The sequence below is a fragment of the Ornithinicoccus sp. genome, from assembly GCF_057176825.1.
The window spans coordinates 1,712,976-1,739,151 of sequence record NZ_CM169976.1; the positions used below are offsets into that span (position 1 = coordinate 1,712,976).

Below are 26,176 nucleotides of genomic sequence, written 5' to 3' on the forward strand. Positions count from 1 at the left end.
GTCCGGTAGCGCGATTGGGACCCCGTGTACGTTACCGACGGGTGCGACTCTCGAGGACCACCCATAGGCTCGACGGCGTGCGACGAGAGAGGGGAGCATCCACCGTGGCACCGAGGTTGATCCCGGCCGAGCCGAGCTTCACCACCGAGTCCGAACGCACCGTGTGGGGGTTGCTGCGCACGCAACTGGGCGAGGACGCCACGCTGCTGGCCAACATCCGCCTCACCGACGAGAAGAAGGACCACGAACTCGACCTGGTGGTCCTGCTCCCGGACGAGGGCATCGTCGTGGTCGAGGTCAAGGGCGGCTCGGTCTCGGTCGACGAGGCGGGACGCTGGTGGCAGCGCAGCGGCAAGGGGAACGACCGGCAGATCTATCCGGTCGAGCAGGCGCGGGAGGGCAAGTACGCCCTCCGGAAGTACGTGGAGAGCGACCCCCGGTGGCGCGACTCCTCACGCACCCGGGTGCGGTGGGCGCACGCGGTCGTCACGGCATACACCCCGCTGTCGGAGGACTTCGCGACCCCGGACTGCCCGCGCTGGATGGTGCACGGGGCCGACGACCTCGACCGCCTCGCCGAGCGGCTGGGCGACACCGTGGCGCGGCAGGAGACCGGTCACCGGGTGCCCGACGAGGTGGACCTCGACCTGCTCGTGGAGATCGTCCGGGGCCGCAACCGGCCGGCACCGAGCGTGGTCGCCGACGCGGACGAGCGCGAGGAAACCGCCGACCGCCTCACCCAGGAGCAGGCGCTGCTGCTCAAGGTGACCCGGCTGCTCAACCGGGTGGAGATCCGTGGCGGGGCGGGCAGCGGCAAGACCGTCCTGGCCCTCACCCAGGCCAAGGACCTGACGCGGGGCGCACACGGGCGGCCGACCCAGCGGGTCGCGCTGCTGTGCTACTCGATGGGTTTGGCCGAGTTCCTGAAACGGGAGACCGGCGCCGCGAGCCGGCGGCACCGGCCCGCCTTCGTCGGGACCTTCCACGAGCTCGGGATGCAGTGGGGTGCGCCCGACGGCGACCGCACGGACAGCGACTTCTGGGAGCACCGGCTCCCGGCGCTGATGACCGAGCTGGCGGCGGGACTGAGCGACCGGGACACGTACGACGCCATCGTGGTCGACGAGGCGCAGGATTTCGCCGAGTCGTGGTGGGCCCCGCTGCTCAACGCCCTGCGCGACCCCGACGAGGGCGGTCTGTTCGTCTACTCCGACGAGAACCAGCGGATCTTCCCCCGCTTCGGCAGGCCCCCGCTCGAGCTGGTGCCGCTGGTGCTGGACCACAACCTGCGCAACACCACCCAGATCGGGGAGGCGTTCGCCCCGCTGACCCCGATGCGGATGCGGTTGCTGGGCGGCGACGGGCCGGAGGTGACGTTCGTCCCGTGCGCCGTCGGGGACGCGCTGGACACGGCCGACGACCAGGTGGACGTGCTCCTGGAGGAGGGGTGGGAGCCCGGGCACGTGGCCCTGCTGACCACCGGGTCGCGGCACCCGCAACAGGTCGACCTGACCGACTCGCGGGGCTACGAGGGCTACTGGGAGAGCTTCTGGGACGCCGAGGACGTCTTCTACGGCACGGTCCTGGGCAGCAAGGGGCTGGAGCGGCGTGCCGTGGTGCTGTGCGTCAACCAGGTGGACGTCCAGGACCGCTCCCGGGAGCGGCTGTATGTCGGGCTGTCCCGGGCCACGGATCGCCTCGTGGTCGTGGGTGACCCCACGATGATCCGGGAGATGGGCGGGGACGCGGTCGCGCGGAACCTGGGGATCACTGCGGGCACCTGAGAGACCGCCGCGCGGCCCGGGACGGGTCCGCGCGACGGCCTCGGTGTGCCTGTCAGGGGTGCTGTCTGGTCCGGGCGAGGTAGCGGCCGCCCACGGCGCCACCGGTGAGCAGGAACACCGCCCCGAGCCCGACCGCGGCCCAGGCGAGCGGGGACACACCGGCCTCGTCGAGGGTGGCCGGGGCAGGCGCCTCGGTCAGGGACTCGATCGGCGGGACCGGGGTGTCGGTGCCGCCGGAGACCGGACCCGAGCTCGTCTCCGTCTCGTCGTCGGTGCCCAGCGTCTCGGCGGGCAACGGCTCAGCTTCGAGCTCCGGCGCGGTGTCGGAAGCGGGAACGGGGGCGGCGACCAGGTCCACCCCGTTGCGGGTGAGGAAGTCGCTCAGGGACTCGGTGTCGGTCACGAAGTTGAACGCCTGGCTCTCCCCGTGGATGCCGAAGGAGTTGACGCCGATGACCGTGCCGTCCTCGCCCAGGGTCGGGCCGCCGGACATGCCCTGGGTGACGGCCGCATCGATTTCGGTGTTGGCCACGCCCTTGCTGGTGTACTGCCGGGAGCTGACCGTGCCGGACTTGTGGGACGGCAACTGTCGGCGGTAGTCCGAGACGTGGGAGACGCTGCCGGCGAAGCCCACGGAGGTGACCCGGTCACCGACCTGCGGTGTCGTCTCGCTGATCGGCAGCCCCGGTGTGTCCCCGAGGTCGGCGACCCGGAGCAGCGCGTTGTCACCCTTCTCGAATCCCTGGTAGTCCACGATCTGGGCGATCATCGAGTCCTGCCCGCTGAAGATGCCGTCGGTGATGCCGGACGGCTGCCCGACGTAGGCCGTGGGCTCACCGATCTCGACCGTCCAGGCCAGCGTGGCCAGGTCCAGGTGGGCGACGTCCCAGCCCTCCCACTCCAGGTCCTGGACCACCTGGTTCCGCGCGGCGCTCTCGGTCGTGGCATCGGCCTCGACGCAGTGGCCGGCGGTCGCGATGTCACCGTCGGTGCTGACGAAGAATCCGGTGCACAGGGACACGACCTCGGTGCTGTAGACGGTGGAGGTACCGTCCTCCCACGGCACCTCCACCCACGCCGGGAACTCGATGTCGACCCACAGCACCGAGGCATTGATGTCGACGTCGGCGGGGGAGTCGGATGCGGCGGCGGCCGTCGGTGCGACACAGGCCAGGGCGACGATCGCCGTCGTGGTCAGGATCTGGAGCTGGGTGGTGCGCATGTTCATCCTCCTGGGGTTCTGGTCCGCCCGACCTCTCCGACGGGCTGAAGCTGCTGTCTGGTGGGTGCCTGGTGCCTGGTGCCTGGTGGCTGGGGCCCGCCCGGTCACGGGGAGCGCCTGCCGGCGAGGACCTCGCCGTAGGTCTGGCCGTCGGCGCGGTCGGCCACGTCGGCGGTGGCGCCGAGCATGGCGGTGAGCGCCAGGGTGACGGCGGCGGCGAAGAGGGCGAGGCCGCTGCGGGTCGCGGTGTGGGTGGTCGCGGTGTGGGTGGTCGTGGTGTTCATGGCGGGCTCCTTGCGGTGCGGTGAGTCCGCTGGTGCGGCTCCGGTAGTGACGACTGTCGTCGCGGGCGCTTAAGGCCCGCTTAAACTCCGGCGCCGCGAGCCTCGGGTCAAGAACCCTTCCGCAGGTCGGGTCCCGCCCCTACGCTGTGGCTGTGGTCGACGTCCGACTCCTGGGGCCGGTGGCAGTGGGGTCGGACGGTGCTGTGCCACTGGGCGGGGTGAAGCAGCGGGCGCTGTTCACGATGCTGGCGGGGAACGTGCCGCCGCACCGCAGCGACGAGCAGATCGTCCGGGGCCTGTGGGGGGAGGATCCTCCGCCGAGCGCCCGCAACGCCGTCCAGGTCTATGTGACCGGCTTGCGGCGCGCCCTGCAGCCATTCGGGGTGGAGATCGCCCGGACCGGGCAGGGCTACGCCCTCGGCGGGACCCCGTTGGACGTCGACTCCGTCCGGTTCGAGACAGTCGTGGCCCAGGGCAGGGCGGCGCTGCGCGGAGGTGACGCGGAGCGTGCGGCCACCCTCCTCGGGGGAGCACTGGAGCTGTGGGGTGGGACGCCGTTCGAGGGGGTCGGGGAGGGAGCCCTCTTCGAGGAGTGGCGGACCGCCCTTGCCGGCGTCCTCCAGACGGCGCTGGCCGATCAGGCGACCGCCCAGATGCGTGTCGGGCGCCATGAGGACGCCGTCGTGACCTGTCAGCGACTGCTGTCGGAGCACCCCTACGACGAGCGCGCCTGGGTCAGCCTCGCCACGGCGCAGTACTGGGCCGGGCGGCAGGCCGATGCCCTCGCCACCTGTCAGCGGGCGCGCGACTGCCTGGCCGAGGAACTCGGGGTGGACCCCGGTCCGGAACTTGCCGGGCTGCCCTCGCTGATCCTGCGCCACGAGATGGTCGACCCGGCCGCCCGCCCCGAGGAGGAACACGCGGGGGGTGGAGTGGACCTGCCGGGCCTGCCGCCGCTCCCGGACCCGTTCGTGGGTCGCGGGCAGGACGTGCAGGAGGTGCTCGACCTGCTGGCAGCGGGCCGGCGGGTCGTGACCCTCGTGGGCATGGGCGGCATCGGGAAGACGACCCTCGGGCTGGCCCTCGCCCACCGGCTGCGGGCCGAGGAAAGTGCCGTCCTGTTCTGCGAGCTCGAGACGGAGGCCTCTGCCGACTCGGCGCTGGACCGGATCTGCCGGGAGCTCGGGGTGGACCCCGAGGACGACCCCGGGGCGGCGATCGGCACCGGGCCGGCCGACGTGGTCGTCCTCGACAACGCCGAACAGGTCCGCGGGCTGGCCCCCGCGCTCGACGCGATCGTGCGCCACCACGAGCACCCGAGGTTCCTGATCACCAGCCGGGAGCCGGTCGGGGTCCGGGGCGAGCAGACCGTACGGGTGCCGCCGCTGCTCGCCGACGGCCCCGGGCACGAGTCCCCGGCGACCGAGCTGTTCTGGTCCGCCGCCACCCGGGTGCGGCCGGACGTCGACCCGACCCGCGACCGGGAGGCCGCCCAGTCGCTCTGCGACCTCCTGGGCGGCATCCCTTTGGCGATCGAGCTCGTGGCGGGCCGGATGCGCACCCAGACCGCCAGCATGCTCCTGCGCAGGGTGCAGGAGCACCGCACCTCGCTGCTCGACACGCCGTCCCGGGTCCACCTGCCCGAGCGACAGGCCACCCTGAGAGTGGTGATCGAGGCTGCGGTCGGGGGACTGTCCGAGCCCGGGCACCGACTCCTTGGCATCGCGGCGCTGTTCGACGGATGGTTGCGCCAGGAAACCCTGGAGGCGGTGGCCGACCGTGAGGGCGTGCCGGACTTCGTCGAGGCGCTGGAGGACCTCGTGTCGCACGGGCTGACGAGCATGGACGCCGACTGCAGACTGCGGGTGCCGCCACCGGTGCGCGACTACCTCCGTGAGGGCCCCGGCGACGAGGAGCGGATCGGCCTCGTCCTGGCCGTGGTGGTGGAGCTCGCCGAGGAGATGGGTGCCCGACTGTACGGGCCGGAGGCAGGCCCGACGGTGTCGGACCTGGACGCCGATGCCGACGCCCTGAGCACGGTGCTGGGCTGGGCGGGTGAGCCGGGAGCACCCCCGGGGCGTCGGGCAGCCGGCGCGCGGATCCTCATCGCGCTGCGTCGCTTCTGGCTCCTGACCTCCCGGATCCACGAGGCGCGGCGGTGCGCGGCGGTGATCGACCGCGCCGGGGACCTCGATGGGCTGGCCCGGGCGCGTCTGGCCGTGTTCGACGGTGTCCAGGCCCAGTGTGTCGACGCGCCGGAGGCGCGCGAGCTCCTGGAGACTGCCCTCGCCGACGCGACACATCACGGAGCGCCCAGCGACCGCCTCCTCGTGACGGGCTGGTGCTCGCTGGCGGCGCAGGCCGCGACCTACCAGGAGAAGGAGCGGGCCGAGCAGGCGGTGCTGCGAGCCACCGCGGTGGCGGCGCAATCGGGTGACCCCTCGCTGGTGGCCCTGGTGCAGGACCTGGAGGGATTCGTCGCCCAGCAGGTCGGGGAGCCGGAGACCGCGCTGGCCTCGATCCTGCGGGGCCTGGAGAGCGCCCGCGGGTCCCAGGACGACTACGACGTGGTGAACCTGCTCAACAGCGCCGCGGAGGTGCTGTCCGAGCTCGGCCGCGATGCCGAGGCCCTGGCCATGACCGACGAGGCGTTCGAGCGCGGCACCCACCTTGACCTCAACCCCCAGTCGGTCCTGGGACTGCTCGTCCGGGGCTTCGTGCAGGTGGCGGCCGGTCACGTGGCGGCCGCCCGGGGGAGCGCGCTGGAGGGCCTGCGCAGCGCTCGCACCCACCACCCCGCGCGCAAGGTGCTCTCGGACGGTCTGCACATCCTGGCGGCGTGCGAGGCCTCGGAGGGGCGGGACGACCAGGCAGCGCGACTGATGGGGGCAGCCATGGCCATCCGCGAGGACCTCGGGCTCGAGCCCGAGGGCCTGACCGACTGCCGGATCGGCAGCCTGACCCTGCCGGTCCGCGACCGGCTGGGCGACGCGGCCTGGCGGGTCTATGCCGCAGCCGGCTCGGCCGATCCGGACGGTCTGATCGACCGGCTCCTGGCCGAGGGCGCCCGGCACGCCTCCCGGGAGCACCAGCTCAGCCCTTAAGCCGTCGTTAAGCGCTCTCGGGGAACTTCTTCCTGTCAGTTCCACCACAGGAAGGCAGTGCCATGAACACCATCGCCATCTCGGGTCTGCGGCGCAGCGTGGCCCGCGCCGCCGCAGTCCTCCTCCTCGCCGTCGCCGCCTGCGTGCCACTGGGCGCGCAGTCGGCCTCGGCCTACGGCAACAGTGCGTGGAGATACCCCGGAGGTGCCATCCCCGTGGCCGCCGCCTACAACGGTCTCTACGGGCTCGTCGTGCCCGGCGTCTACGTCGGTCGCGCGCCCGGCAGCCAGGACACCCAGTTTGTGACCGCGCGGATGCACGTCAACGAGTGGCGACCGGGCGAGCAGCGCTGGGTCAGGATCAGGACCGGATCCCAGTCGATCACCATGTTCCGCGGCCAGGAGGTCGGCATCGTTCCCGCCATCACCGTCCCGGTCGACACCCGCCGGTACTACAACGTCGAGGTCGAGGTGATCTGGGAGGACGGCTTCGGCGGGACCTTCGGCCACAACACGGTCCACTTCATGCACGCCGGCGACTACCGGTGCGGCTACACCGCCTGCACGATCGGCCAGGGATGGATCTACTTCTGAGCCAACCGCAGCGTGCCGGGTCCGTGCCGACCCGGCACGCCTGCATACCGGGAGTCCGTGACGAGCCCGGTCTCAGGGTCGGACGTCGTCGTGCAGGCGCACGCTGGACAGCTCGAAGCCGTCGGTCGTCTGCCAGAGGTGCAGCCGCCTGGCCTGTGGGGTCTTGTGCTGGGGGTAGACCCGCCAGCAGGTGGCGCTGTCGGCGCGGGCAGGTCTCGTGCCAGCTCCCGGGCCAGGTCGACCGTGCCGACCCGCTCTCCGCGACCGTCCCCATCGCTCCCGACACGATGTCATCGCCCTCCCTCGACTGTTCTCATGATGGCACCGGGGCCCGACATTGTGGCCCCATGCGGCTCGCGAAGCAGCTGGACCGGGCGCAACGGCGGCACCGGTGGCTCGGTGCCCCCATCGCGGTGGTGTTCAAGTACGCCGACGACCACGGCCCCTACCTGGCCGCACTGATCACCTATTACGGCTTCCTGGCGCTCTTCCCCGTGCTGCTCCTGCTCACGTCCGTGCTCGGCTTCCTCCTGCAGGACGAGCCGGAACTGACCGAGCGGATCCTGGACACCGCGGTGAGCCAGTTCCCCGTCCTCGGCGCGCAGATCGGCACCCCCGACGGATTGCAGGGCAGCGGCGTCGCCCTGGTGGCCGGTGTGCTCGTGGCGATCTGGGGCGCCGTCAGGGCGTGCCAGGCCACGTTGCACGCGATGGATGTCTGCTGGGCGGTGCCGCGCAGCGATCGTCCCGACCCGCTGCGCTCGCCGGTGAGCAGCCTGCCCCTGCTGGGGATCGCCGGGCTGATGCTGCTGGGGTCCACCGTGGTGTCGGTGCTGGCGAGCAACGCCAGCGCGTACGGGCTGGAGGTGCAGGCGTTCCTCCGGCTGCTCACGACCGTGCTGGCCTTCCTGGTGGCCCTGGCCGTGTTCCTGCTGGCGATGCGGCTGACACCGACCTACGACGTGGGCTGGCGGGAGGCGCTGCCCGGCGCCGTGGTCGCCGCCCTGGGGTGGCAGCTCCTGCAGTGGGTCGGAACGGGCTACGTGACCCGGGTCGCGGAGAGCAATGAGGCCTACGGCGTCTTCGGGCTGGTGCTCGGCCTGGTCGGCTTCATCTACGTCGCCGCGGTGATCGTGGTGCTCGCGGTCGAGCTCAACGTGGTGCTGGCCAAGGGTCTGTACCCGCGCGCGCTGCTGGCCCCGTTCAGCGACGAGGAGCCGCTGACGGACGCGGACGAGAAGGCGCTGTCCGAGGCCACACGCGCGACCGCGGTCAAGGACTACGAGGAGGTCGAGGTCACCTTCGAGGACCGGGAGGAGTGACCACCGGGGTCCGGGTCGGCCGGCGGTCCCCGTCCTACCGAGCCAGTGTGGCCAGGTCCTCCCGGTGGGCCCGGGCCACGTCCTCACCGGCCTGGATCGCCTGCTTGGCCTTGTGGAAGTCCGCGATCTCCACACCCTCGATGAGCGGGTCCAGCAGGACGTCGGGCTTGTAGAACGACAGGCGTGCCATGGTCAGCTGGGCCTGCATCACGTCGGCGGCGCGCAGCAGCTCCTTGAGCGCACTGAGCCGCGGGCGGCGGCGGGGGGAGCCGGCGTCCTCCTGGGGGTGCTCCAGCTCGGCGAGCGGGGTGGCGTTGACCGCCAGGACGCGGTCCGCACCCAGTAGCAGGGCGCCGTCCACGGGGATCTGGTTCAGCAGGCCGCCGTCCACCAGCCGCGCCCTGCCGATCGCGACCGGCGCGATCGCCCCGGGGTAGGCGGTGGTCGCCCGCAGCGCGGTGATCAGGTCCCCGTCCTGGCTGTAGTGGATCCGGCCGTCGGTGATGTCGGTCGCCGTGAGCACCAGCGGCAGGTCCAGCTCCTCGAACGTCTCGGGGAGCAGCTCGACCAGCCACCGTTGGAAGCCGTCGGTGTTGATGACCCTCCCGGACAGGGGGTTCCAGTCGATCAGCTTGCGCCAGCGCAGGTCGGTGGCGATCTCGGTCATCTCGGCCGCCGTGTAGCCGGCCGCGATGAACGCCCCAATCAGCCCGCCCATGCTGGTGCCGGACACGACGTCAGGGCGGACGTCCAGCTCCTCCAGCACGCGCACCACTCCGATGTGGCACAGGCCCCGGGCGCCGCCGCCCCCCAGCGCCAGCCCGAGACGAGGCTCCGGAGGGTCTTGGGAGGGCGAGGGCGCGGCACGGAGCCTCAGGTCAACCATGCCGCCAGTCTCGCGCACGCCCCGCTCAGAGCGTCGGTGGGGAGCCGGGTGTCCCGCCGTGTCCCTGGGACCGCCGCAGCTGCCAGGCGACCGCCTGGGAGCGGCCCCGGACCTGCAGCTTGCGGTAGATGTTCGAGGTGTGGTGCATCACGGTCTTGGGGCTGATCCCCAGCGAGCTCGAGATCTCCTTGTTGGTCTCGCCGGCGACCAGGCCCGCCAGCACCTCCTGCTCGCGGGCGGTGAGCAGGGGCGTGCCCGAGGGTGCGGAGCCGGCCGGGGGCGCCGTCGCGGTGGGTGAGGGGGCCGGCGCGGGCTTGGTGACCGGCTCGGCGGCGGTCGGGCCGACCTCGGACGGCTCGAGGGCGGGTGGCTCGAGCGGGGTGGCCTCGGCTGCGGGCGATGCGGCTGAGGGCGACGCGGCGACGGGCACCTCGGCTGCGGGCTCCCCCGGGGCGGGCGACTCGATGGTGATCGGCCCGATGACCGGCGGGTTGACCGACGTCGCCATGACCGGTGGGGCGGCGGTGACGGACTCGGCATACGTCAGCGCCTCCTCCGCCGCGGCCAGGTGCGTCAGGCTCGACCCGGCGAAGCTGGCCGAGTCGAAGGCACGCACCCCCAGTGCCTCCCGACAGGCCTGGAGGGAGACGGTGTAGGCCTGCAGCATCGCGGGGGTCAGGCTCGGCCGCAGCACCGGCATGTGCTGGGAGATCATGCCGTGCAACCGGGCCTCCTGGACCCGGTCTCCCCGGGCCGCGGCCACCTTCGTCAGACAGATCATCGGCGCCCCGCACCACCCCCACGCCCCGATGGCCCGGCCGAACTCGATCACCTCGGCGGCGTAGGCGGCGCCCCGCTCCAGGTCCCCTCCGGCCACCGCCTCGATCGCGGCGACCGGTTGCAGCCACGCCTGGATGTGCCGGCTGCCGGTCCGGCGGGCCAACGCCAGCAGGTCGTCGTGGTCGGGCAGTTCGGGGACGCGGGCCCTGGCGCCGGGCAGCGTGTGCAGGAAGCCTGCGGCGGTGAGGAGCAGGACGGGGTCGTCCTGCCCCTGGGCGCGCTCGTATGCCGTCACGGCCCACCGCAGGGCCTGCTCGTGCTGGCCCACCTGGTGGGCCAGCATGCCGGTCCAGATCTCGAACCGGGCCAGGGTGGGCTGCCACCCCAACTCGCGCGCCAACCTGCGGCCCTCGTCGCACAGCGGCGTGATCGCCTCCCGGTGCTCGGCGAACCGCGAGGCGCGCACGGTGAGTCCCAGGACCCGCAGCAGGACCACGTCACCGGCACCCCTGGCCAGGTCCACCGCCGAGAGCAGGTCGGAGAGCACGGCAGCCACCTCGTCGGCGCTGTGCGCCACCTCGGTCCGCAGCAGTCCGTGCCACCCGGCGAGCATGGCCCGCAGCCCGGCCGGGACCTCGGCCATGCCGGGGAGGCCGGCCGCCCGACGCAACAGGTCCAGGTGACCCGGGGGCGCACCCTGGCTGAACCAGTAGGGAGCCAGCCCGACCCCGAGCGTGGCCGCCGCCGCTGCGTCCCCCCGGTCCAGGGCCCGGTGCAGTGCCAGCCGCAGGTCGGGACCCACCGGCCGCAGTTGCTCGCTGGCGCCGAGGAACTGGGCCGCGGTCTCGGCTTCGCTGGTCCCGGCGACGAGACCGAGCGCCCACCGGATGTGCGCGGCCTCCAGCTGCTCCACCTCCTCCGGTGACTCCGCGACCAGGCGCGCTGTGGGCGTGCTCCCGCACCAGCGGGTGCAACGAGAACCGGGTGGCCCCGTCGGTGTGGTCGGCCTCCACCAGGTGCGCGTCGACCAGCGCGGTCAGACCGGCGACGACGTCCGTGCTGCCCGCGACCGCCACGATCGCCTCGACCGGGACGGGGCTGCGGAACACGGTGAGTCGGCGCAGCAGGGTGCGTTGGTCGGGGGTGAGCAGGGACTCGGTCCAGGCGATCGCCCCGAAGAGGTCATGGTCGTCCTCCGGCGCCGGCTGCCCGAGCACCTCGCCGGGCGGCCGCTCCCGGAGCAGTCGCAGCAGGCTGGTGGGGGAGAACGCGGCGGAGCGTGCGGCGGCCAGTTCGATCGCCAGTGGCAGGCCGCCCACCAGCGCGCAGATCCGGGCGATCGCCGGCAGCGCCGCACCCTCGGTGGCCGCCGCCGTGCCGGTCGCGGTGGCGATGTCGACGAAGAGTCGCACCGACGGGTGCTGCGCCAGCTCGGCCGCGGGCTGCTCCGGGTCCGGGAGCGGGAACGGGTCGAGCCGGAACACCGTCTCCCCGGGGATGCGCAGCGGACTGCGCGCCGTCACCAGCAACCGCAGGTCGCGGCGTGAGGCGAGCAGCGTGCGCAGCGTCCGCCCGGTGTCGGGCGCCCGGTGGACGTCGTCCACGAGCAGCAGGGTCGAGGGTGGGTCGGTGGGTGGGTCCGTGGCCCCCGCGTCGCCCGGTAGCGCCGGGGCCGGCTCGCCCGCCCCGGCGGGGATCCCGACGGCGGCAGCGATCCGACGCTCCAGCAGACCCGGCTCATAGATCTGGTCCGCGGACAGTGCCACGGCAGGGCCGGAGTGGCCGGCGAGCACCTCGCGGGCCAGGCGGGACTTGCCGACCCCGGGCAGGCCGGTGAGGGTCAGCAGCCGACGGTCCGGGTGCTCGAGAAGCTGCCCGAGCAGGGCGAGGGCCGTGGTCCGTCCGCGGAGCGGGAGATCCGCCATTGATCCAGTGTCCCAGAGATCGTCCCGATAAATAGGGCAACTGCCCGATGTGCTCGACTTTTCCAGGTGGTGGACTGTGCCTAGCCTCGCAGCGAGGGTGCCACACATCAGCACTGGCACGTCGTCGGCGGTGGCGTTCGGCACCGGGCTGTGGCGCCAGGCCACGCATGGGAACCGGGGAGACTGCCGTCCGCCACTGCCGACGAAACACGTTCCGGCCCCGACCGCGGCCCGGTCTCTCACCCTCAGGTATCAGGACGGAAAGGCCCTCTGGGGTGATGCCCGGCTCTCCTGGCCGTTCCTACCTTGTGGGACATGACCACCCAGCAACTCACCCGATCCCCGATCACCGGAGGCACCCGCCTCCCGTCCCAGCCTTCCGCATACGTCCTGGCGGTCCCTGGGGCACGACTTCGCCTACCTCGTGCCGGGCTTCTTCCTGACGGTTGTCGGCTTCGTGGTGCTGTGGCCGCTGCTCACCCTCGGGGTGGGCACCCTCGTCCTGTGGGTCGGGGCCCCGGTCCTCGGCCTGATGCTGCTCGCCGCCAGCGGGTTCGCCCGCGAGAACCGGGAGCTACTGCGGAGCTGGGGCGTGACAGTGCCCGAGCCGCGTTACCTGCGGCCCGCGCCCGGCGTCGCCCGTCGGCTGATCGCCACGATCGCCGACCCGCAGACCTGGAAGGAGGCGATCCACGCACTCCTGGTCGCCCTCCCGCTGCGGACCACCACCTTCGTGCTCAGCGTCACCTGGGTGGCCACCGCGCTCGGTGGGCTGACCTGGTGGGTGTGGGGGCGCTTCCTGCCTCCGGGTGACCACGCGGGGCTGACCTGGCTGGTCGAGACCGTCACGGGGGCAACGCTCGGCGGCGACCGCTACCTCACCGAGTCGCTGCTCTATCTCGCCGCCGGTGCTGTGCTGCTGGTGCTCGCGCCGTGGGTGGTGCGGTCCTGCGCGCGGGTCGATGCGATGGTCGCCAGGGCCCTGCTGGGCGGGGAGGAGCGGTGATCGCCGTGTCGCAGGTCTCGGACCCCTCGCCCACCCGTGGCGTGGCGCTGCCCGCTCCCGGGGACCGGCTGGTCGCCCGCATCTGGGGCTGGCTGCTGCTCTCCCTCGCCGCGGTCACCCTGTGCGCGGTGAACGTGCCCGTCCTGAGCGCCCTGTATGGCGTGTTCGTGCCGATCTCCTTCGTGGTGGCCGGGGCCCACGCCGCATCCCTCCTGCTCGCCGCAGACCGCCCCCGCGTCGGCCTCGGGCTCTCGGTCTCCGCACTGTTCGCCACGTCGCTGCTCACGGTCGGCCAGGACGGGTTGCCCTGGCCGCTGCCGGTCGTCCCGCTGATCACCCAGGTGCTGGTGTGCCTGGTGATCGCCCTGCGCTCGGACCTGCGCCACGCCGCGGTCGCGGTCTGGACCAGCATGGCCGTGGCCGCGATCCCGCTGGTCCTCGTGCTGACCGACGGGGCGCTGCTCGGCGGTGCCTGGCGCAACCTGGTGACGTTCACCGCGATCACGCTTCTGGGCACGCTCCTGGTCGCCGTGGGGCGCCACCTACGGTGGGGCCTCGCCGCGGGCTCCGTAGAGTAGGCCGCTTCCGAGCAGACGGGAGCGGGAACGGTGCTGGACGAGCAGGCGACGCGGCAGGCGTTCGAGGTGCTGTGGGGCGCCCACGAGGGTGGCTACACGGTGGCGGACATCCCGGAGGAGGTGCGACCGCGGACCCGCGGGGAGGGGTATGCCGTGCAGGCGCACTTCGCCGACCGCAGCTCGGCGGTGGTCGGCTGGAAGATCGCCGCCACGTCGCAGGCGGGTCAGGACCACCTGCAGGTCGACGGTCCGCTGGCCGGGCGGGTGCTGGCGGAACGGTTCCTGGAGCCGGGTCAGCCGGTGCCGCTGGAGGGCAACTTCATGCACCTGGCCGAGCTGGAGTTCGCCTTCCGGATGACCGCCGACTTCGCGCCGCGCGAGGCGGCCTACACCGAGCAGGACGTGCTCGACGGCACCGGCGAGCTGCTCCTGTCGTGGGAGGTCCCCAGCACGCGCTTCGACGCGGTCGAGACGGTGGGGGAGGCCCAGCTCATCGCGGACAACGCCTGCGGGTTCCATCTCGTAGTGCAGCCTGCGGCGGAGCAGGACTGGAAGGGCGTGGACCTGGCCGCGGAGACCCCGACGGCGACGCACAGCTCCGGGCTGGTCCACGACGGTGCGGGGCACCGGGTGCTCGGCGGCCCCGTCCCCGCGCTCACCTGGCTGGTCAACGAACTCTCCGGCCAGGGCATCACGCTGGAGTCGGGCCAGTTGGTCACGACCGGCACCTGCGCCGTGCCGGTGCCGGTGCGCCCCGGCGACACCGTGACGGGTGATTACGGCCGGTTCGGTGCGCTGGCGGTGACCTTCAGCTGACCGGGCGGTAGTTTCTCCCCATGACGCTGCGCGGAGCAGGGCTGCTCGGGACGGTGCTGGTCGGCGGGACGCTGCTGCTCGCGGGGTGCAACCAGTCCCCGCCGGACTCCGTGGGTCGGGCCGGCGTCGGCGTCGGCAGTGGTGGGGAGCTGGAGATCCACTACGACACCTGCGGCGAGTCCGGGGTGTCCGTGGTGTCCCTGACCCGCGGCCGCGAGGGCCTGGCGGACGACGAGGAGAACCCGATCCTGGCCGAGGTCACCCTGGACGCCGACGGTCCCGGCGCGGGCACCGTCGTGTTCTCGACCCAGGACCTGCCCGGGGGCATCGCGGGACTCGAGGCCGACGTCACGCACATCGCCGAGGCGATCCCGGAGCACACCGGGGAGTCCCTCGTGCCGGTGACCTTCACCCCCGACCAGCTGACCGGGCTCGCCCCCGAGGAGCTGCTGGTGGGGGAGGACGGCGACACGGTCGCGGCCGACCAACTGCGCGACTGCTGACAGACGCGCCCTGACCTCCGGGCCACTTCGGCGAGGTCATGCGATTCCGGTGTTGCGGATCCGGGGCTATAGACCGGTTTCTGCAACACCGAAAGCGCATGACAGAGGACTCTCCGTGCTGGCAGCGGTGCGGGGCCGGCAAGCGCGCACCGTGCAGGGTGTCCGGAGGCTGTGCCCCTATTCGAACTCGTGGGTGGTCTGGCCGTGGGGGTCCTTGGTGAAGGCGATGACCTTCTGCGGTCGCACCCGAAAGACCAGCGCCAGGGGCTCGGTCTCGTCCTCCTCGGCGCCCTCCTTGCCGCCGCCGACGAACCCGCCCTCGTCGTGGACCTCGAAACGCCAGTCCTCGCCGTACTTGGCCAGGTAGCCGGCGGAGACCTCGGCCAGCTCGTAACGCTCGGTGACCTGGGCGGCAGTGCCCTCCAGCACCACGTCGGTGCCCCGGGACCAGGTGTTGGTCCCGGTCGTGACCGAGACGCTCGGGTCGTCGAGCAGGTTGCGGCACTTCTGCTCCTCCTGGCCGGTGCAGAAGTAGAACGCGCGGTCGTGCCACACCCCGATGAGCGGGGTCACGTGGGGGCGTCCGTCGCGGCGCACCGTGCTCAGCCAATAGAGCTCGGCGGTGGCGAACAGCTGCTCGGTCCGGTCCCAGGCCAGCGGCGTGGGGGCGTCGCCGTAGCGGGCGTCCAGGTGCGTGGTGGGCGGGGAGTGGCTCATCCCCTCATCGTGCCTCGCACCCGGCCGGCCCGCCACCCCCGCCAGGGGCCGGCCCACCACCCGGTCCCGGGCCGGCAGGCTCAGGGCGCGGCGTTCCAGGCCTCGATGATGGCCTCGAGTTCGGGGGCGGTGAAGATCGTGTGGACGTGGTCCTCGGTAAGGGTGCGGGCCGTGGTGAGCTCGACCCGGGCGTATCCCTCCGGGCCCCGGGCCGTCACCCGAATGTCGTCGGGCAACACGGCCTTGAGCGCCGCCAGCCCCTCGGGGAAGTCGACCGTGAGGGTGAGCCCCAGATGGGCCTGCTCGCCGGCGGGCGGCTCGACCAGCCCGGCCTCCTGCACCTCGGGAAGGGCCAACACGGCAGCGAAGGCGTCCAGGTGGGTGTCGGCTGCCGAGGCGTCGGTGCGGGCGTACCCGCTGCTGTTGGCCGGTCGGTCCCCGTCGGGACGGGCGAGCTGGATCTTGAGCCTGGCCCCGTCGGGGAAGTCCGGGTGGTCCATCACCGTGTCGTGAATCGGTCGGAAGGCGGCCGGGTCGTCGGTCATGACCTCCACCGACCTGTTGACCGCCACGGCCGACGTGACGCCCGGGTGGCCCTGCACGGCCTGGACGACGGGCAGGAGCTCTTCGTTCGCCTCGGCGTCGGCCGGGTCCAGACTGCCCTGCAGGACGTGCACGGTCAGCTCCCCGGCTGCCGCCTGGTCGGCCGCGGCGCGGGCCTCGGTGAGGTCCGCGGACTCCGCGACGTTCACCGACAGGACGTCGTCCTCCACCCGGAAGGTCGTCACCGGGTGGAGCGCGGCGACCGCTTCGAGCGTCGCCTCGAGGGTGTTGGGGACGGCGGTCCACCGTCCCGTGACCGACCCCCAGGGTTCACTGACCTGGGCCGACAGCACGAGCTCGTGCTCGGGGTCGAGCACGCCGCGCACGGCCGCGGTGTCGGCGACGAGATCGGCGAACGTGCCCTCATAGGTCGAGGTGTCGGCCGACTGCCACATGACGCACTCCCACGCGCCGCGCAGCGCCAGCCCCTCCGCATACAGACCGTCGCGCAACTGCTGCATCAGGTCCTGCTGGGGGTCATCGAGGCAGACGCCGACACCGTTGGCGATGACGCCCTCGGGGCTGTAGCTGGCCCCGCTGGACGGGCGCCAGTCCGTGACCTCGGCGAGCAGGTCGGCGAAGACGTCCGGCGGGGTGTCGTCCGCCAGCACCAGGGCGCCCGCCGTGTCACCGGTGAACGGCAGCCCGTCCGAGGCGGCCGTGCGGGTGTCGACGACGTGGTCCGGGTAGGTCGTGGTGAAGTGCTCGGTGAACTCCCGCGCCCCGTCGGCGCCGCGGCTCAACGCGCCGCACCCGGACGTGACCAGCAGGGCCGTGGCCACGGCCAGGACCGTGCTGACTCGGACGCGCATGGTGCGGACCTCCGGTGGGGGACGGGTGTTGCCGCTGGGACGCAGGGTAGACGAGGCCCGTGGCGCGGGGGAGGTCGCGGAGGTCTCTAGGCTGCTGGTTCATGTCACTCGAACTCGCCCGGCGTCACCTGCCCACGATGCTGACCGACATCGAGCGGGTGGTGTGCACCGAGACGCCGTCGGCGGACCTGGCCGCCGTGGCTGCCGGTGCCGCCGACGTGGCCGCGCTGCTGCACGAGCGGCTGGGTGCCCGGCCCGAGACGATCGTGGTCGACGGCGTCACCCACCTGCGGCTGCGGTTCGGGTCCGGGCCGCCCCGGGTGCTGCTGCTGAACCACCAGGACACCGTGTGGCCGCACGGGACCCTGGAGCGCCTGCCCTTCTCGATCGACGACGGGGTCCTGCGGGGGCCGGGCTGCTTCGACATGGTCACCGGTCTGGTGATGGCGATCCACGCGGTGGCGATGCTGGCCGAGGAGTCCGGACCGACGGCGCTCGAGGGGATCTCGATCCTGGTCACCGGCGACGAGGAGGTGGGCTCCACGACCTCCGAGGACCTCATCCTCGCCGAGGCTGCCGGGGTGCGGGCGGCCCTGGTGCTGGAGGCGTCCGCCCCCGGGGGCGCGCTGAAGCTGAGTCGCAAGGGCGCCTCGCGCTACCAACTCGTGGCGCACGGACGGGCCGCGCACGCCGGGCTGGAGCCGGAGCGCGGGGTCCATGCCGGGGTCGAGCTCGCCCACCAGGTGCTCGCGGTGGCGGCCCTGGGCGATGCCGGGCTCGGGACCACGGTCACCCCCACCAGCTTTTCCGGCGGCACGACCAGCAACACCGTGCCGGCGCAGGCCCGGCTCGACGTCGACGCGAGGGCGGCCACCGATCGCCGAGCAGGAACGGGTCGATGCGGCGATGCGGGCGCTGCGCCCCGTCGTGCCGGGGGCCGAGCTGGAGCTGACCGGCGGCATCAACCGGCCGCCTCTGGAGCGGGCCGCCTCGGAGGGCCTGTTCGCCCGCTACCGCGAGGTCGCCGACCGGCTGGGGGTGCAGGTCCCGGAAGGCGCCGACGTCGGGGGAGCCTCCGACGGCAACTTCACGGCGGGCGCCGGCATCCCGACCCTCGACGGGCTGGGCGCCGTCGGTGACGGGGCGCACGCCGACCACGAGCATGTCCTGGTCGACCACATCGCCCCGCGCACGGCCGTGCTGGCCGGGCTGATCCGTTCCCTGCTGGACGACCGGTCCGTAGCATGAGAGGTGCCGGAGAGGAGGCCCCAGGTGGCCACTGAGCAGCACGATGTCGCGACCGCATGGCGCCTGGCTGCGAGGCGAGGCGCAGGAGGCCGCGGCGGCGCTGGGCCTGCAGGTCGTCGCTGCCGGGTCCGCGGCGGAGTGCGAGGAGATCGTCGACCTGTTCAACCGGGTGTGGGAGGTCACGGACGAGTCCGACGTCATCGACCTCAGCACCCTGGTCGCCCTGGCCCACGCCGGGCACTACGTCGTCCAGGCGCGACTGGACGGGCGCCTGGTCGGCGGTGGGGTCGGCTTCGTCGGCGCCTCCGGGGAGACGCTGCACTCCCACATCGTCGGGGTGCTGCGCACGCTCACCGTCGCGGGGGTCGGCCGGGTAATCAAACTGCACCAGCGGTCCTGGTGCCTGGAGCGGGGACTGACCCGGATGAGCTGGACCTACGACCCGTTGGTCGCCCGCAACGCCCACTTCAACATCCGCAAACTCGGCGCCCTGCCGGTGTCCTACCACGAGGACTTCTACGGCCGGCTCAAGGACGGGGTGAACGCCGGGCAGTTCAGCGACCGGATGCTGGTCGAGTGGGACCTGACCGCGCCGGTGCCCGCAGCCGCGAGCCGTCCCGCCCAGGCGGGCGATCCCGCGACGGTGCGTGATGGCATACGTGATGACGGGCCGGACCTGGTGGCACTCACCTGCGACGGCGACGAGCCGACCCCCTTCACCCCGCCCCCGGCCCACCACGACGGGGACGTCCTGGTGGGAGTGCCGCGCGACATCGAGGAGATCCGGCACCGGGACCCCGCCCTCGCGGCGCGGTGGCGACGGGCCACCAGGGAGGCACTCGGACAGTTGTTGGACGACGGATGGACCGTCCGGGACTTCCGGGCCGGCCACTACGTGCTGGGCACGGGAGGAGACCGATGAGACTGCAACGCCTGGTCCTGCACACGGTGCGGCTGCCGCTGGTCAGCCCGTTCACGACCTCGTTCGGCACCCAGACCGAGCGCGAGACCTACCTGGTGGAGGCGGTGCTGGACACCCCCGCCGGCGAGGTCACCGGGTGGGGGGAGTGCGTCGCGATGAGCGAGCCGCTCTACTCCTCGGAGTTCCTGACCGGTGCCGCCGAGGTGACCCGGCGCTGGCTGGCACCGACCCTGTTCGCCGTCGAGGACCTCACCGCCGAGACGGTCGCGCACCACCTGCGCCCGGTCGTCGGGCACCCCATGGCCAAGGCCGCCCTGGAGATGGCGGTGCTCGACGCGCAGCTGCGCTCCCAGGAGCGGTCCTTCGGCTCCTACCTGGGGGTGGTGCGCGACAGCGTCCCCTCCGGGGTGTCGGTGGGGATCCAGGACGACGAGCCCACCCTGCTGCGGGTCGTCGCCGACTACCTCGAGCAGGGCTATGCCCGGATCAAGCTCAAGATCAAGCCGGGCGCCGACCTCGGGCCGGTGGCCGCGGTCCGGCGGGAGTTCGGGGACGACCTGCCCTTCCAGGTGGACGCCAACACGGCCTACACCCTCGCCGACGCCGGTCACCTGCGGCGCCTGGACGAGCACGGGCTGCTGCTGATCGAGCAACCGCTGGGGGAGGCCGACATCCGGCAGCACGCCGAGCTGGCCCGGCTCCTGGAGACCCCCGTGTGCCTGGACGAGTCGATCGTGTCGGCCGAGGTGGCCGCGGACGCCATCGCGCTGGGTGCCGCCTCGGTCATCAACGTCAAGCCCGGTCGCGTCGGCGGCTACCTGGAGGCGCGCAGGATCCACGACCTGGCGCGCGCGCACGGCATCGCCGTGTGGTGCGGTGGGATGCTGGAGACCGGTGTCGGCCGGGCCGCCAACGCCGCGCTCGCCGCGCTACCCGGGTTCACCCTGCCCGGCGATATCTCCGGGTCGAACCGCTTCTACGCCGAGGACCTCACCGAGGAGATCGTGATGCACGACGGCGTGGTCGACGTGCCGACCGGGCCCGGCTTCGGGGTCACCGTCGACCCGGCGACGTTGGCGGCACGCACGGTGTCGGTCGAGGAACTATCCGCGGAGGCGTCCCTCCCCTAGGCTGGTCGCCGGGTCGAAGGGGGTGGTGGCGTGGCGCGTCTCCCACGCGGGGTCTGGCTGGCGGCCGGGCTCGTGGTGCTCGGTCTCCTGGTGGTGGCCGGCCGGTACGGCTTCCACCGGGACGAGCTCTACTTCATCGAGGGCGGCCGGCACCCGGCCTGGGCCCAGCCAGACAACCCGATGCTGGTGCCGCTGCTCGCCGCCGGCTGGCACGACCTCGTCGGGGGGCACCTCTGGGCGTTCCGGATCCTGCCCGCGCTCGCGACAGGGGCGACGGTCGTCCTGGCCGCACTGACATCGCGGCAGCTCGGCGGAGGCCCCCGGGCCCAGGTGGTGACCGCCGTCGGGACCGCGCTCACCGGCGTGGTCCTCGGCACCGGCCACCTGTTCTCGATCACCACCTTCGACGTGACGATGACCACGCTGGTGGTGCTGCTGCTCGTCCGCGCCCTCCGGCAGGAGCCCCAGCGGGTCGCACCGTGGGTGTGGACCGGGATCGCGGCCGGGATCGCGCTCGAGATCAAGTTCCTGCCCGGGCTGGTGCTCGCGTGCTGCCTGGTCGGACTGCTCCTGGTGGGGCCCCGCCGGCCGCTGCTCGGCCCGGGACCGTGGGTGGCCGGGCTGATCGCCTGTGCGCTGGCCGCGCCGAACCTGGTCTGGCAGCAGGTCCACGGGTGGCCGATGCTCGAGGTGGCCGCCAACATCGCCGGGGGAGGGTCGACGTCGTCGGCCGAGCGCTGGCTGGTCGCCCCGCTCCACCTGCTCATGGCGGGGCCGGTCGCCGGGTTCCTGATCGTGGTGGGCGTCGTCGCCGCCCTGAGGTCCGCGGACCTGCGGCCGTGGCGCTGGCTCGGGGTCGCCTACCTGGCGCTGCTCGTCGTGGTCGTCGCGACCGGAGGCAAGCCCTACTACCTCGCCGGGCTGTTCCCGGCGGCCCTCGCACTGGGGGCCGGGGCGCTGCCCGCCTGGGCCGAGCGCCTGCTCGACCGGCCCGGTCGGGCGATGGCGGCCGCGCTGGTGGTCTCGGTCCCGACCTTCGTCTTCGCCCTGCCGCTGGCCCCGGTCGGCTCGACGGTGTTCGGGATCGCCCAGACGGTGAACCCCGACGGTGCGGAGACGGTCGGATGGGAGGCGTATGTCGACACGGTCGCGGGCGTGACCGCGCAGGTCCCCGCGGACTCCCGTGGGCAGACCGTCGTGCTCACCCGCAACTGCGGTGAGGCGGGGGCGCTGGACCGGGCGCGGCGCCTGGCCGGCGAGGACGACGGCGACGGAGACGTCGTCGGCGACCGGTGGCTGCCACCGGTCTACTCCGGGCACAACGCCTACGGCACCTGGGGCCCGCCGCCGGAGGACGCCACCACGGTGGTGGTCGTCGGCGGGCTGGCCCCCGAGGAGGAGACGGACTGGTTCGACGGGAGCTGTCGGACCGTGACGCACGTGCAGAGCCCGCCGGGCGTCGACAACGAGGAGGACGGTGCGCCGATCCGGCTGTGCCGGCTGGGGGAGCAGGGGTGGGCGGCGATCTGGCCCGAGGTGGCTAGGTTCGGCTGAGCCGCGTGGAATCGCCGTTTCGAACTACGAGTCTCTATCGAGGATTCTGCTGTAAGGAACACTCTACATGCCGGTGTGTGGCGTGGATCATGCGGCGCGAGTTTGAGAGTTCAAGTGCCCCCTGCGTAACATCGACACCAGGAACGCATCCAGAGCGGTTCAGGGACCTGGCCCGCAGACCGCAGCAACCCCGGATCCCCGGAAGGTGCTCACGCCAGGAGCGATGAAGGAGACGCGCATGCTCGGAGACCGCGACCGCGGGCCGTTCGACAGCTGTCGGGGCTGCCGAATGTGTCCGGTGCCGCGCGGCCTCTGACCCGCATCACCCGTTCCCCCGCACCACCCCTCTCGAGAACCCTCCGCCCAGCGTCGCGCGGGCGCCGGGGCCCACCCCTGCGCCTCCCTGCCATGCACCCACCCGAGGACCCCCTGTGATCACGCTCAGCAACGTCTCCAAGACGTTCCCCGCTACGCGCCGCCACGGCGCCGTCCACGCCGTCGACGACGTGTCCGTGCACGTCGAGCGCGGACAGGTCATGGGCATCGTCGGGCCGTCCGGCTCCGGCAAGTCCACCCTGGCGCGCTGCATCAACCTGCTGGAGCGCCCCGACACCGGCTCGGTCCTCATCGACGGTCAGGAGCTGACCACCCTGGAGGGCGCCCGGCTCAACCGGGCCCGCCGCCAGATCGGGATGATCTTCCAGCAGTTCAACCTGCTGGACTCGCGCACCGCCCTGGGCAACGTCGAGCTGCCGCTCGAGCTCGCCGGCGTGGGCCGCGCCGAGCGCAGGCGACGGGCCACCGCCCTGCTGGAGCGCGTCGGGTTGGCCGACAAGCTGCACCACCACCCGGCGCAGTTGTCCGGCGGGCAGCGGCAGCGGGTGGCCATCGCCCGGGCCCTCGCCCCCTCACCCAGCGTGCTGCTCTGCGACGAGGCCACCAGCGCCCTCGACTCGGTCTCGACCGACTCGGTGCTGGCGCTGATCCGCGAGCTGACCGAGGAACTCGGTCTCACCACCGTCCTGATCACCCACGAGATGGACGTGGTGAAGAAGGTCTGCGACGCCGTGATCCTCCTGGAGGGAGGGCGCGTGGTCGACAGCGGCCCCCTCTCTGAGGTCGTGGCCCGCCCGGACTCCCCGCTGGCCACCCGGCTGCTGCCGCCACCGCCCGGGGTGCCCGGGGAGAACGTCGTCGACGTGACCGTCGGCGGTGCCGGGAGCGACGACGTCGTCTCCCAACTGGTCCGCGAGTTCGGGGTCGACGTGGCCGTCGTCGGCGGCTCGGTCGAGACCCTCGCCGGCGTCCGCTTCGGCCGGCTCCAGCTGCGGCTCGACGGCGACCCGGTGCAGGTGCGTGCCGCCCGCGTCTGGGCACAGGACCGTCAGCGACAGCTCGTGCTGGACGCGGGGGCGGTGGCCTCATGACCAACTGGGAACGCACCGGCCCCGCCCTGCTCGACGCCACCTGGGAGACCCTCTACATGGTCAGCGTCTCGATGGGCATCTCACTGGTCCTCGGCATCCCGCTGGGGGTGCTCCTGGTGATCTCGGCCCCCGGCGGGCTGGACCCGCGCCGGACGCTCAACAGCGTGCTCGGCACCATCGTCAACGTCGGCCGCTCGGTGCCCTTCATCGTGCTGCTCGTGCTGGTCGCCCCCATCACCCGGGCCGTCACGGGGACCACCATCGGCTCGACCGCCACCATCGTGCCGCTGACTATCGCGGCGGTGCCGTTCATCGCCCGCCTGGTCGAGGCGTCGCTGCGCGAGGTGGCCCCCGGCAAGGTCGAGGCCGCGCTGTCGATGGGGGCCCGGCGCCGGGACGTCGTCCGGACCGTGCTGCTGCCGGAGGCGCGTCCCGGTGTGGTGGCCGCGGCCACCGTCACCCTGGTCGCGCTGATCTCCTACTCCGCGATGGCCGGGGCGATCGGTGGCGGCGGACTCGGGGACTTCGCCATCCGCTACGGCTACCAGCGGTTCAACACCGAGGTCACCCTGGCCTGTGTGGCCGTGCTGCTGGTCATGGTGCAACTGATCCAGGTGTCCGGCGACCGGCTGGCCCGCCGCCTGGCGCACCGCTGACGCACACCTCGCCCCACGACATACCTCGTCCACCCACCCATGAGAGAGCACCCCATGCGACTCACCGCTGCCCGCCCCACCGCCCTGGCCCTCGCCGCCGCCCTGACGCTGACCGCCTGCGGGGGTGACTCCGACGCCGCGGGCGGTGGCGCGGCCGGCTCCGACACCGACGCCCCGCTGAAGGTCGCGGCGACGCCCGTGCCGCACGCCGAGATCCTGCAGTTCGTCCAGGACGAGCTCGCCGAGGACGCCGGGCTGGAGCTGGAGATCGTGGAGTTCACCGACTACGTGCAGCCCAACGTGGCGTTGGACGACGGGTCGGTCGACGCGAACTATTACCAGCACTCGGTCTACCTGGCGGACCAGGAGGAGACCGCCGGCTACGACTTCACCGAGCTGCTCGGCGTCAACTTCCAGCCCCAGGGCCTCTACTCCGACAGCGTGACCGACCTGGCCGACGTGCCCGAGGGTGCCACCGTCGCCATCCCGAACGACCCCGTGAACGGCGCCCGCGGCCTGCTGCTGCTGGAGCAGGAGGGTCTGCTCACCCTGGCCGAGGACGCCGGCGACGTGCCGACCAGCCTAGACATCACCGACAACCCACTGGGCCTGCAGTTCAGCGAGGTGGAGGCCGCCCAGCTGCCGCGCAGCCTGGAGGACGTCGAGCTCGCCGCGATCCCCGGCAACTATGCCATCGAGGCCGACCTCAACCCGGCGCAGGACGCCCTGTCCGTGGAGTCCGCCGACGGTAGCCCCTACGTGATCCAGCTGGTCACCCGCACCGGCGACGAGGAGGACCCACGGCTGGTCACGTTGCGGGAGCTGCTGTCCTCCGAGGAGGTCCGCCAGTTCATCGACGAGACCTACCAGGGGGCCGTCGTCGCGGCCTTCTGACCGCGCGGCGCCCCGGCGCACCCGTCCACCGCCGGCCCCACCCGACCACCGCCCGACCCGCACCACCACACCCACCCGGGCTTCGGCATACCGGAGTCCTCACCCAAGGAGAACCAGACCCATGCCCCGCACCACCCTCGTCCTCACCGCCCTCACCGGCTCGCTGCTGCTCGCGGCCTGCGGCTCGGACGCCGAGGGCGCCGACACCGCCGGCGACGGCTCGGTGACCGTCGGCGCCTCCACCGTGCCGCACGCCGAGATCCTGCAGTTCGTCCAGGACGAGCTCGCCGAGGACGCCGGGCTGCAGCTGGACATCGTGGAGTTCACCGACTACATCCAGCCCAACGTCGCCCTCGACGACGGCGCCCTGGACGCCAACTACTTCCAGCACGAGCCCTACCTGGCCGAGCAGGAGGCCGACGCGGGCTACGACTTCGAGATCGTCACCGCCGTGCACCTGGAGCCGCTCGCGCTCTACTCCGAGTCGGTGGGCGCCGTGGCCGAGCTGCCCGACGGGGCCCAGGTCGCGATCCCCAACGACCCGACGAACGGGGCGCGGGCGCTGGAGCTGCTCGCCGGGGAGGGCCTGATTACCCTGGCCGACACCGGGGAGGCCTCGGCGACCGTGCTCGACATCGACGAGAACCCGAAGAACCTGGAGTTCACCGAGGTGGAGGCCGCCCAGCTGCCGCGCAGCCTGGCCGACGTCGACGCCGCGGTGATCAACGGCAACTACGCCGTCGAGGCGGGCCTGTCGCCGGCCGAGGACTCCATCGCGGTCGAGTCCCCCGACGACAACCCGTACGCCAACCTGCTGGTCACCGTGGCCGGCGACGAGGACGACGAGGACCTGCAGACGCTGGCCGAGCTGCTCACCTCCGAGGAGGTCCGGCAGTTCATCGACGAGACCTACGAGGGATCGGTGATCGCCGCCTTCTGACACCGTCGGCCGGAGGTCGGGCCGTGGGCGGGAGGGGGCCTGCGGCACGGCCCCGACCGTGGGTCGGGACGGGTCAGCGGGACGGTCAGAGGGCGAGGAAGAGCGCGAAGCCGATCAGCGGCAGGGTGCCCTGGATCGCCGCGGCCCGCAGGAAACCCCGCCCGGTCGTGACCAGCACGACCGCCGCCAGGACCATCGACCCGGTCGCGAACAGCACGAGGGTGCGGCCCGCCGTGTCCTGCCCGGCGAGGAAGAGCACCAGGCCCAGTGCGGCGCCGATCCCGAGGAACAGGTTGTAGAAGCCCTGGTTGTAGGCCATCGGCGCCGTGGTGTCGGCGTCCTCCTGGCTGCGCAGGCCGAACCGGCGCCAGGTGCTGGGCCTGCGCCACCACACGCTCTCCATCAGGAAGATGTAGCCGTGCAGCAGCGCGGCCAGGCCCACGGCGACGGCGGCAACAACGGTCATGGGT

Annotated in this window: 24 protein-coding genes and 1 pseudogene; 17 read left to right on the forward strand and 8 right to left on the reverse strand. The window is 72.7% G+C overall.

From position 1 onward, the window contains the following. Positions 1-104: 104 nt before the first annotated feature. Positions 105-1,784 (forward strand): nuclease-related domain-containing DEAD/DEAH box helicase, encoded by a 1,680-nt coding sequence (locus tag AC1QRC_RS08675; protein WP_484206367.1) that lies wholly within the window; start codon positions 105-107, stop codon positions 1,782-1,784. A 52-nt stretch (positions 1,785-1,836) separates the two neighbouring features. On the opposite strand, the gene AC1QRC_RS08680 is transcribed toward AC1QRC_RS08675, so the two are convergent. Next, a complete protein-coding gene (locus AC1QRC_RS08680) occupies positions 1,837-3,006 on the reverse strand; it encodes a S1 family peptidase (RefSeq protein ID WP_484206368.1) in 1,170 nt (389 codons plus the stop codon). A gap of 104 nt (positions 3,007-3,110) precedes the next feature. After that, positions 3,111-3,290 carry a hypothetical protein gene (locus AC1QRC_RS08685; RefSeq protein ID WP_484206369.1) on the reverse strand — a complete coding sequence of 60 codons (180 nt, stop codon included), beginning with the start codon at positions 3,288-3,290 and terminating at the stop codon, positions 3,111-3,113. Between the two features lie 152 nt (positions 3,291-3,442). Here AC1QRC_RS08685 and AC1QRC_RS08690 point away from each other — a divergent pair, with 152 nt between their 5' ends. The 3 genes from AC1QRC_RS08690 to AC1QRC_RS08700 all read left to right on the forward strand — a co-directional run bounded on the left by AC1QRC_RS08690 (position 3,443) and on the right by AC1QRC_RS08700 (position 8,309). Beyond that, on the forward strand, positions 3,443-6,394 hold the full coding sequence (locus tag AC1QRC_RS08690) for an AfsR/SARP family transcriptional regulator (protein ID WP_484206370.1): 2,952 nt from the start codon (positions 3,443-3,445) through the stop codon (positions 6,392-6,394). A 62-nt stretch (positions 6,395-6,456) separates the two neighbouring features. After that, positions 6,457-6,987, forward strand: a complete 531-nt coding sequence (locus AC1QRC_RS08695) for a hypothetical protein (RefSeq protein WP_484206371.1) — start codon at positions 6,457-6,459, stop codon at positions 6,985-6,987. A gap of 347 nt (positions 6,988-7,334) precedes the next feature. Then, positions 7,335-8,309, forward strand: a complete 975-nt coding sequence (locus AC1QRC_RS08700) for a YihY/virulence factor BrkB family protein (RefSeq protein WP_484206372.1) — start codon at positions 7,335-7,337, stop codon at positions 8,307-8,309. Positions 8,310-8,343: 34 nt separating this feature from the next. Here AC1QRC_RS08700 and AC1QRC_RS08705 read toward each other — a convergent pair whose 3' ends face one another. From AC1QRC_RS08705 to AC1QRC_RS08715, 3 genes are read right to left on the reverse strand one after another with little or no spacing between them, the layout of a single operon-like run. Next, positions 8,344-9,195, reverse strand: coding sequence for a patatin-like phospholipase family protein (locus AC1QRC_RS08705; RefSeq protein ID WP_484206373.1), 852 nt, complete (start codon positions 9,193-9,195; stop codon positions 8,344-8,346). A gap of 25 nt (positions 9,196-9,220) precedes the next feature. Continuing rightward, positions 9,221-10,588 carry a helix-turn-helix domain-containing protein gene (locus AC1QRC_RS08710; protein WP_484206600.1) on the reverse strand — a complete coding sequence of 456 codons (1,368 nt, stop codon included), beginning with the start codon at positions 10,586-10,588 and terminating at the stop codon, positions 9,221-9,223. Further along, a complete protein-coding gene (locus AC1QRC_RS08715) occupies positions 10,473-11,900 on the reverse strand; it encodes an ATP-binding protein (protein WP_484206374.1) in 1,428 nt (475 codons plus the stop codon). Before AC1QRC_RS08715 ends, AC1QRC_RS08710 begins: the two co-directional genes overlap by 116 nt. A 424-nt stretch (positions 11,901-12,324) precedes the next feature. Here AC1QRC_RS08715 and AC1QRC_RS08720 point away from each other — a divergent pair, with 424 nt between their 5' ends. The 4 genes from AC1QRC_RS08720 to AC1QRC_RS08735 are packed head-to-tail and all read left to right on the forward strand — an operon-like array spanning position 12,325 to position 14,803. Next, on the forward strand, positions 12,325-12,906 hold the full coding sequence (locus tag AC1QRC_RS08720) for a sensor domain-containing protein (RefSeq protein ID WP_484206375.1): 582 nt from the start codon (positions 12,325-12,327) through the stop codon (positions 12,904-12,906). After that, positions 12,903-13,484, forward strand: a complete 582-nt coding sequence (locus tag AC1QRC_RS08725) for a hypothetical protein (protein WP_484206376.1) — start codon at positions 12,903-12,905, stop codon at positions 13,482-13,484. The genes AC1QRC_RS08720 and AC1QRC_RS08725 overlap by 4 nt, the downstream gene beginning before the upstream one ends. 30 nt (positions 13,485-13,514) lie before the next feature. After that, positions 13,515-14,300 (forward strand): 2-keto-4-pentenoate hydratase, encoded by a 786-nt coding sequence (locus AC1QRC_RS08730; RefSeq protein ID WP_484206377.1) that lies wholly within the window; start codon positions 13,515-13,517, stop codon positions 14,298-14,300. Positions 14,301-14,320: 20 nt separating this feature from the next. Beyond that, complete coding sequence (locus AC1QRC_RS08735) at positions 14,321-14,803, forward strand: hypothetical protein (RefSeq protein WP_484206378.1); 483 nt, start codon at positions 14,321-14,323, stop codon at positions 14,801-14,803. A gap of 177 nt (positions 14,804-14,980) precedes the next feature. Here AC1QRC_RS08735 and AC1QRC_RS08740 read toward each other — a convergent pair whose 3' ends face one another. Next, a complete protein-coding gene (locus AC1QRC_RS08740; protein ID WP_484206379.1) occupies positions 14,981-15,520 on the reverse strand; it encodes a pyridoxamine 5'-phosphate oxidase family protein in 540 nt (179 codons plus the stop codon). Between the two features lie 80 nt (positions 15,521-15,600). Continuing rightward, positions 15,601-16,935: a hypothetical protein gene (locus AC1QRC_RS08745; protein ID WP_484206380.1), complete on the reverse strand. Its 1,335-nt coding sequence runs from the start codon at positions 16,933-16,935 to the stop codon at positions 15,601-15,603. Between the two features lie 137 nt (positions 16,936-17,072). On the opposite strand from AC1QRC_RS08745, the pseudogene AC1QRC_RS08750 reads away from it, so the two are divergent. From AC1QRC_RS08750 to AC1QRC_RS08790, 9 genes and pseudogenes are all read left to right on the forward strand, one after another. Then, positions 17,073-17,747: pseudogene (locus AC1QRC_RS08750) on the forward strand (M20/M25/M40 family metallo-hydrolase); the annotation flags it as partial. A 94-nt stretch (positions 17,748-17,841) separates the two neighbouring features. Further along, complete coding sequence (locus tag AC1QRC_RS08755; protein ID WP_484206381.1) at positions 17,842-18,183, forward strand: M20/M25/M40 family metallo-hydrolase; 342 nt, start codon at positions 17,842-17,844, stop codon at positions 18,181-18,183. A gap of 43 nt (positions 18,184-18,226) precedes the next feature. Next, the gene (locus AC1QRC_RS08760) at positions 18,227-19,105 is read left to right on the forward strand and encodes a GNAT family N-acetyltransferase (RefSeq protein ID WP_484206382.1); all 879 of its coding nucleotides are present in this window, start codon (positions 18,227-18,229) and stop codon (positions 19,103-19,105) included. Continuing rightward, on the forward strand, positions 19,102-20,235 hold the full coding sequence (gene menC, locus AC1QRC_RS08765; protein WP_484206383.1) for an o-succinylbenzoate synthase: 1,134 nt from the start codon (positions 19,102-19,104) through the stop codon (positions 20,233-20,235). The genes AC1QRC_RS08760 and menC overlap by 4 nt, the downstream gene beginning before the upstream one ends. 30 nt (positions 20,236-20,265) lie before the next feature. After that, positions 20,266-21,789 carry a glycosyltransferase family 39 protein gene (locus AC1QRC_RS08770; RefSeq protein WP_484206384.1) on the forward strand — a complete coding sequence of 508 codons (1,524 nt, stop codon included), beginning with the start codon at positions 20,266-20,268 and terminating at the stop codon, positions 21,787-21,789. A 431-nt stretch (positions 21,790-22,220) separates the two neighbouring features. After that, positions 22,221-23,216, forward strand: a complete 996-nt coding sequence (locus tag AC1QRC_RS08775) for a methionine ABC transporter ATP-binding protein (protein ID WP_484206385.1) — start codon at positions 22,221-22,223, stop codon at positions 23,214-23,216. Then, positions 23,213-23,872 (forward strand): methionine ABC transporter permease, encoded by a 660-nt coding sequence (locus tag AC1QRC_RS08780; protein WP_484206386.1) that lies wholly within the window; start codon positions 23,213-23,215, stop codon positions 23,870-23,872. Before AC1QRC_RS08775 ends, AC1QRC_RS08780 begins: the two co-directional genes overlap by 4 nt. 54 nt (positions 23,873-23,926) lie before the next feature. Next, positions 23,927-24,766 (forward strand): MetQ/NlpA family ABC transporter substrate-binding protein, encoded by an 840-nt coding sequence (locus tag AC1QRC_RS08785; protein WP_484206387.1) that lies wholly within the window; start codon positions 23,927-23,929, stop codon positions 24,764-24,766. Between the two features lie 121 nt (positions 24,767-24,887). Then, entirely contained in the window at positions 24,888-25,706 is an 819-nt protein-coding gene (locus AC1QRC_RS08790) for a MetQ/NlpA family ABC transporter substrate-binding protein (RefSeq protein WP_484206388.1), read from the forward strand. Positions 25,707-25,791: 85 nt separating this feature from the next. Here the strand turns inward: AC1QRC_RS08790 and AC1QRC_RS08795 are convergent, their stop codons facing one another. Further along, positions 25,792-26,172: a DUF1304 domain-containing protein gene (locus AC1QRC_RS08795; RefSeq protein WP_484206389.1), complete on the reverse strand. Its 381-nt coding sequence runs from the start codon at positions 26,170-26,172 to the stop codon at positions 25,792-25,794. Positions 26,173-26,176 lie beyond the last annotated feature (4 nt).

Coding starts and splice junctions, on each gene's coding strand:
- AC1QRC_RS08680 (WP_484206368.1), bottom strand. CDS start 3,006: ATGCGCACCACCCAGCTCCAGATCCTGACCACGACGGCGATCGTCGCC.
- AC1QRC_RS08685 (WP_484206369.1), bottom strand. CDS start 3,290: ATGAACACCACGACCACCCACACCGCGACCACCCACACCGCGACCCGC.
- AC1QRC_RS08695 (WP_484206371.1), top strand. CDS start 6,457: ATGAACACCATCGCCATCTCGGGTCTGCGGCGCAGCGTGGCCCGCGCC.
- AC1QRC_RS08700 (WP_484206372.1), top strand. CDS start 7,335: ATGCGGCTCGCGAAGCAGCTGGACCGGGCGCAACGGCGGCACCGGTGG.
- AC1QRC_RS08705 (WP_484206373.1), bottom strand. CDS start 9,195: ATGGTTGACCTGAGGCTCCGTGCCGCGCCCTCGCCCTCCCAAGACCCT.
- AC1QRC_RS08710 (WP_484206600.1), bottom strand. CDS start 10,588: ATGCTCGCCGGGTGGCACGGACTGCTGCGGACCGAGGTGGCGCACAGC.
- AC1QRC_RS08715 (WP_484206374.1), bottom strand. CDS start 11,900: ATGGCGGATCTCCCGCTCCGCGGACGGACCACGGCCCTCGCCCTGCTC.
- AC1QRC_RS08735 (WP_484206378.1), top strand. CDS start 14,321: ATGACGCTGCGCGGAGCAGGGCTGCTCGGGACGGTGCTGGTCGGCGGG.
- AC1QRC_RS08740 (WP_484206379.1), bottom strand. CDS start 15,520: ATGAGCCACTCCCCGCCCACCACGCACCTGGACGCCCGCTACGGCGAC.
- AC1QRC_RS08745 (WP_484206380.1), bottom strand. CDS start 16,935: ATGCGCGTCCGAGTCAGCACGGTCCTGGCCGTGGCCACGGCCCTGCTG.
- AC1QRC_RS08755 (WP_484206381.1), top strand. CDS start 17,842: ATGCGGGCGCTGCGCCCCGTCGTGCCGGGGGCCGAGCTGGAGCTGACC.
- AC1QRC_RS08760 (WP_484206382.1), top strand. CDS start 18,227: ATGTCGCGACCGCATGGCGCCTGGCTGCGAGGCGAGGCGCAGGAGGCC.
- menC (WP_484206383.1), top strand. CDS start 19,102: ATGAGACTGCAACGCCTGGTCCTGCACACGGTGCGGCTGCCGCTGGTC.
- AC1QRC_RS08780 (WP_484206386.1), top strand. CDS start 23,213: ATGACCAACTGGGAACGCACCGGCCCCGCCCTGCTCGACGCCACCTGG.
- AC1QRC_RS08785 (WP_484206387.1), top strand. CDS start 23,927: ATGCGACTCACCGCTGCCCGCCCCACCGCCCTGGCCCTCGCCGCCGCC.
- AC1QRC_RS08790 (WP_484206388.1), top strand. CDS start 24,888: ATGCCCCGCACCACCCTCGTCCTCACCGCCCTCACCGGCTCGCTGCTG.
- AC1QRC_RS08795 (WP_484206389.1), bottom strand. CDS start 26,172: ATGACCGTTGTTGCCGCCGTCGCCGTGGGCCTGGCCGCGCTGCTGCAC.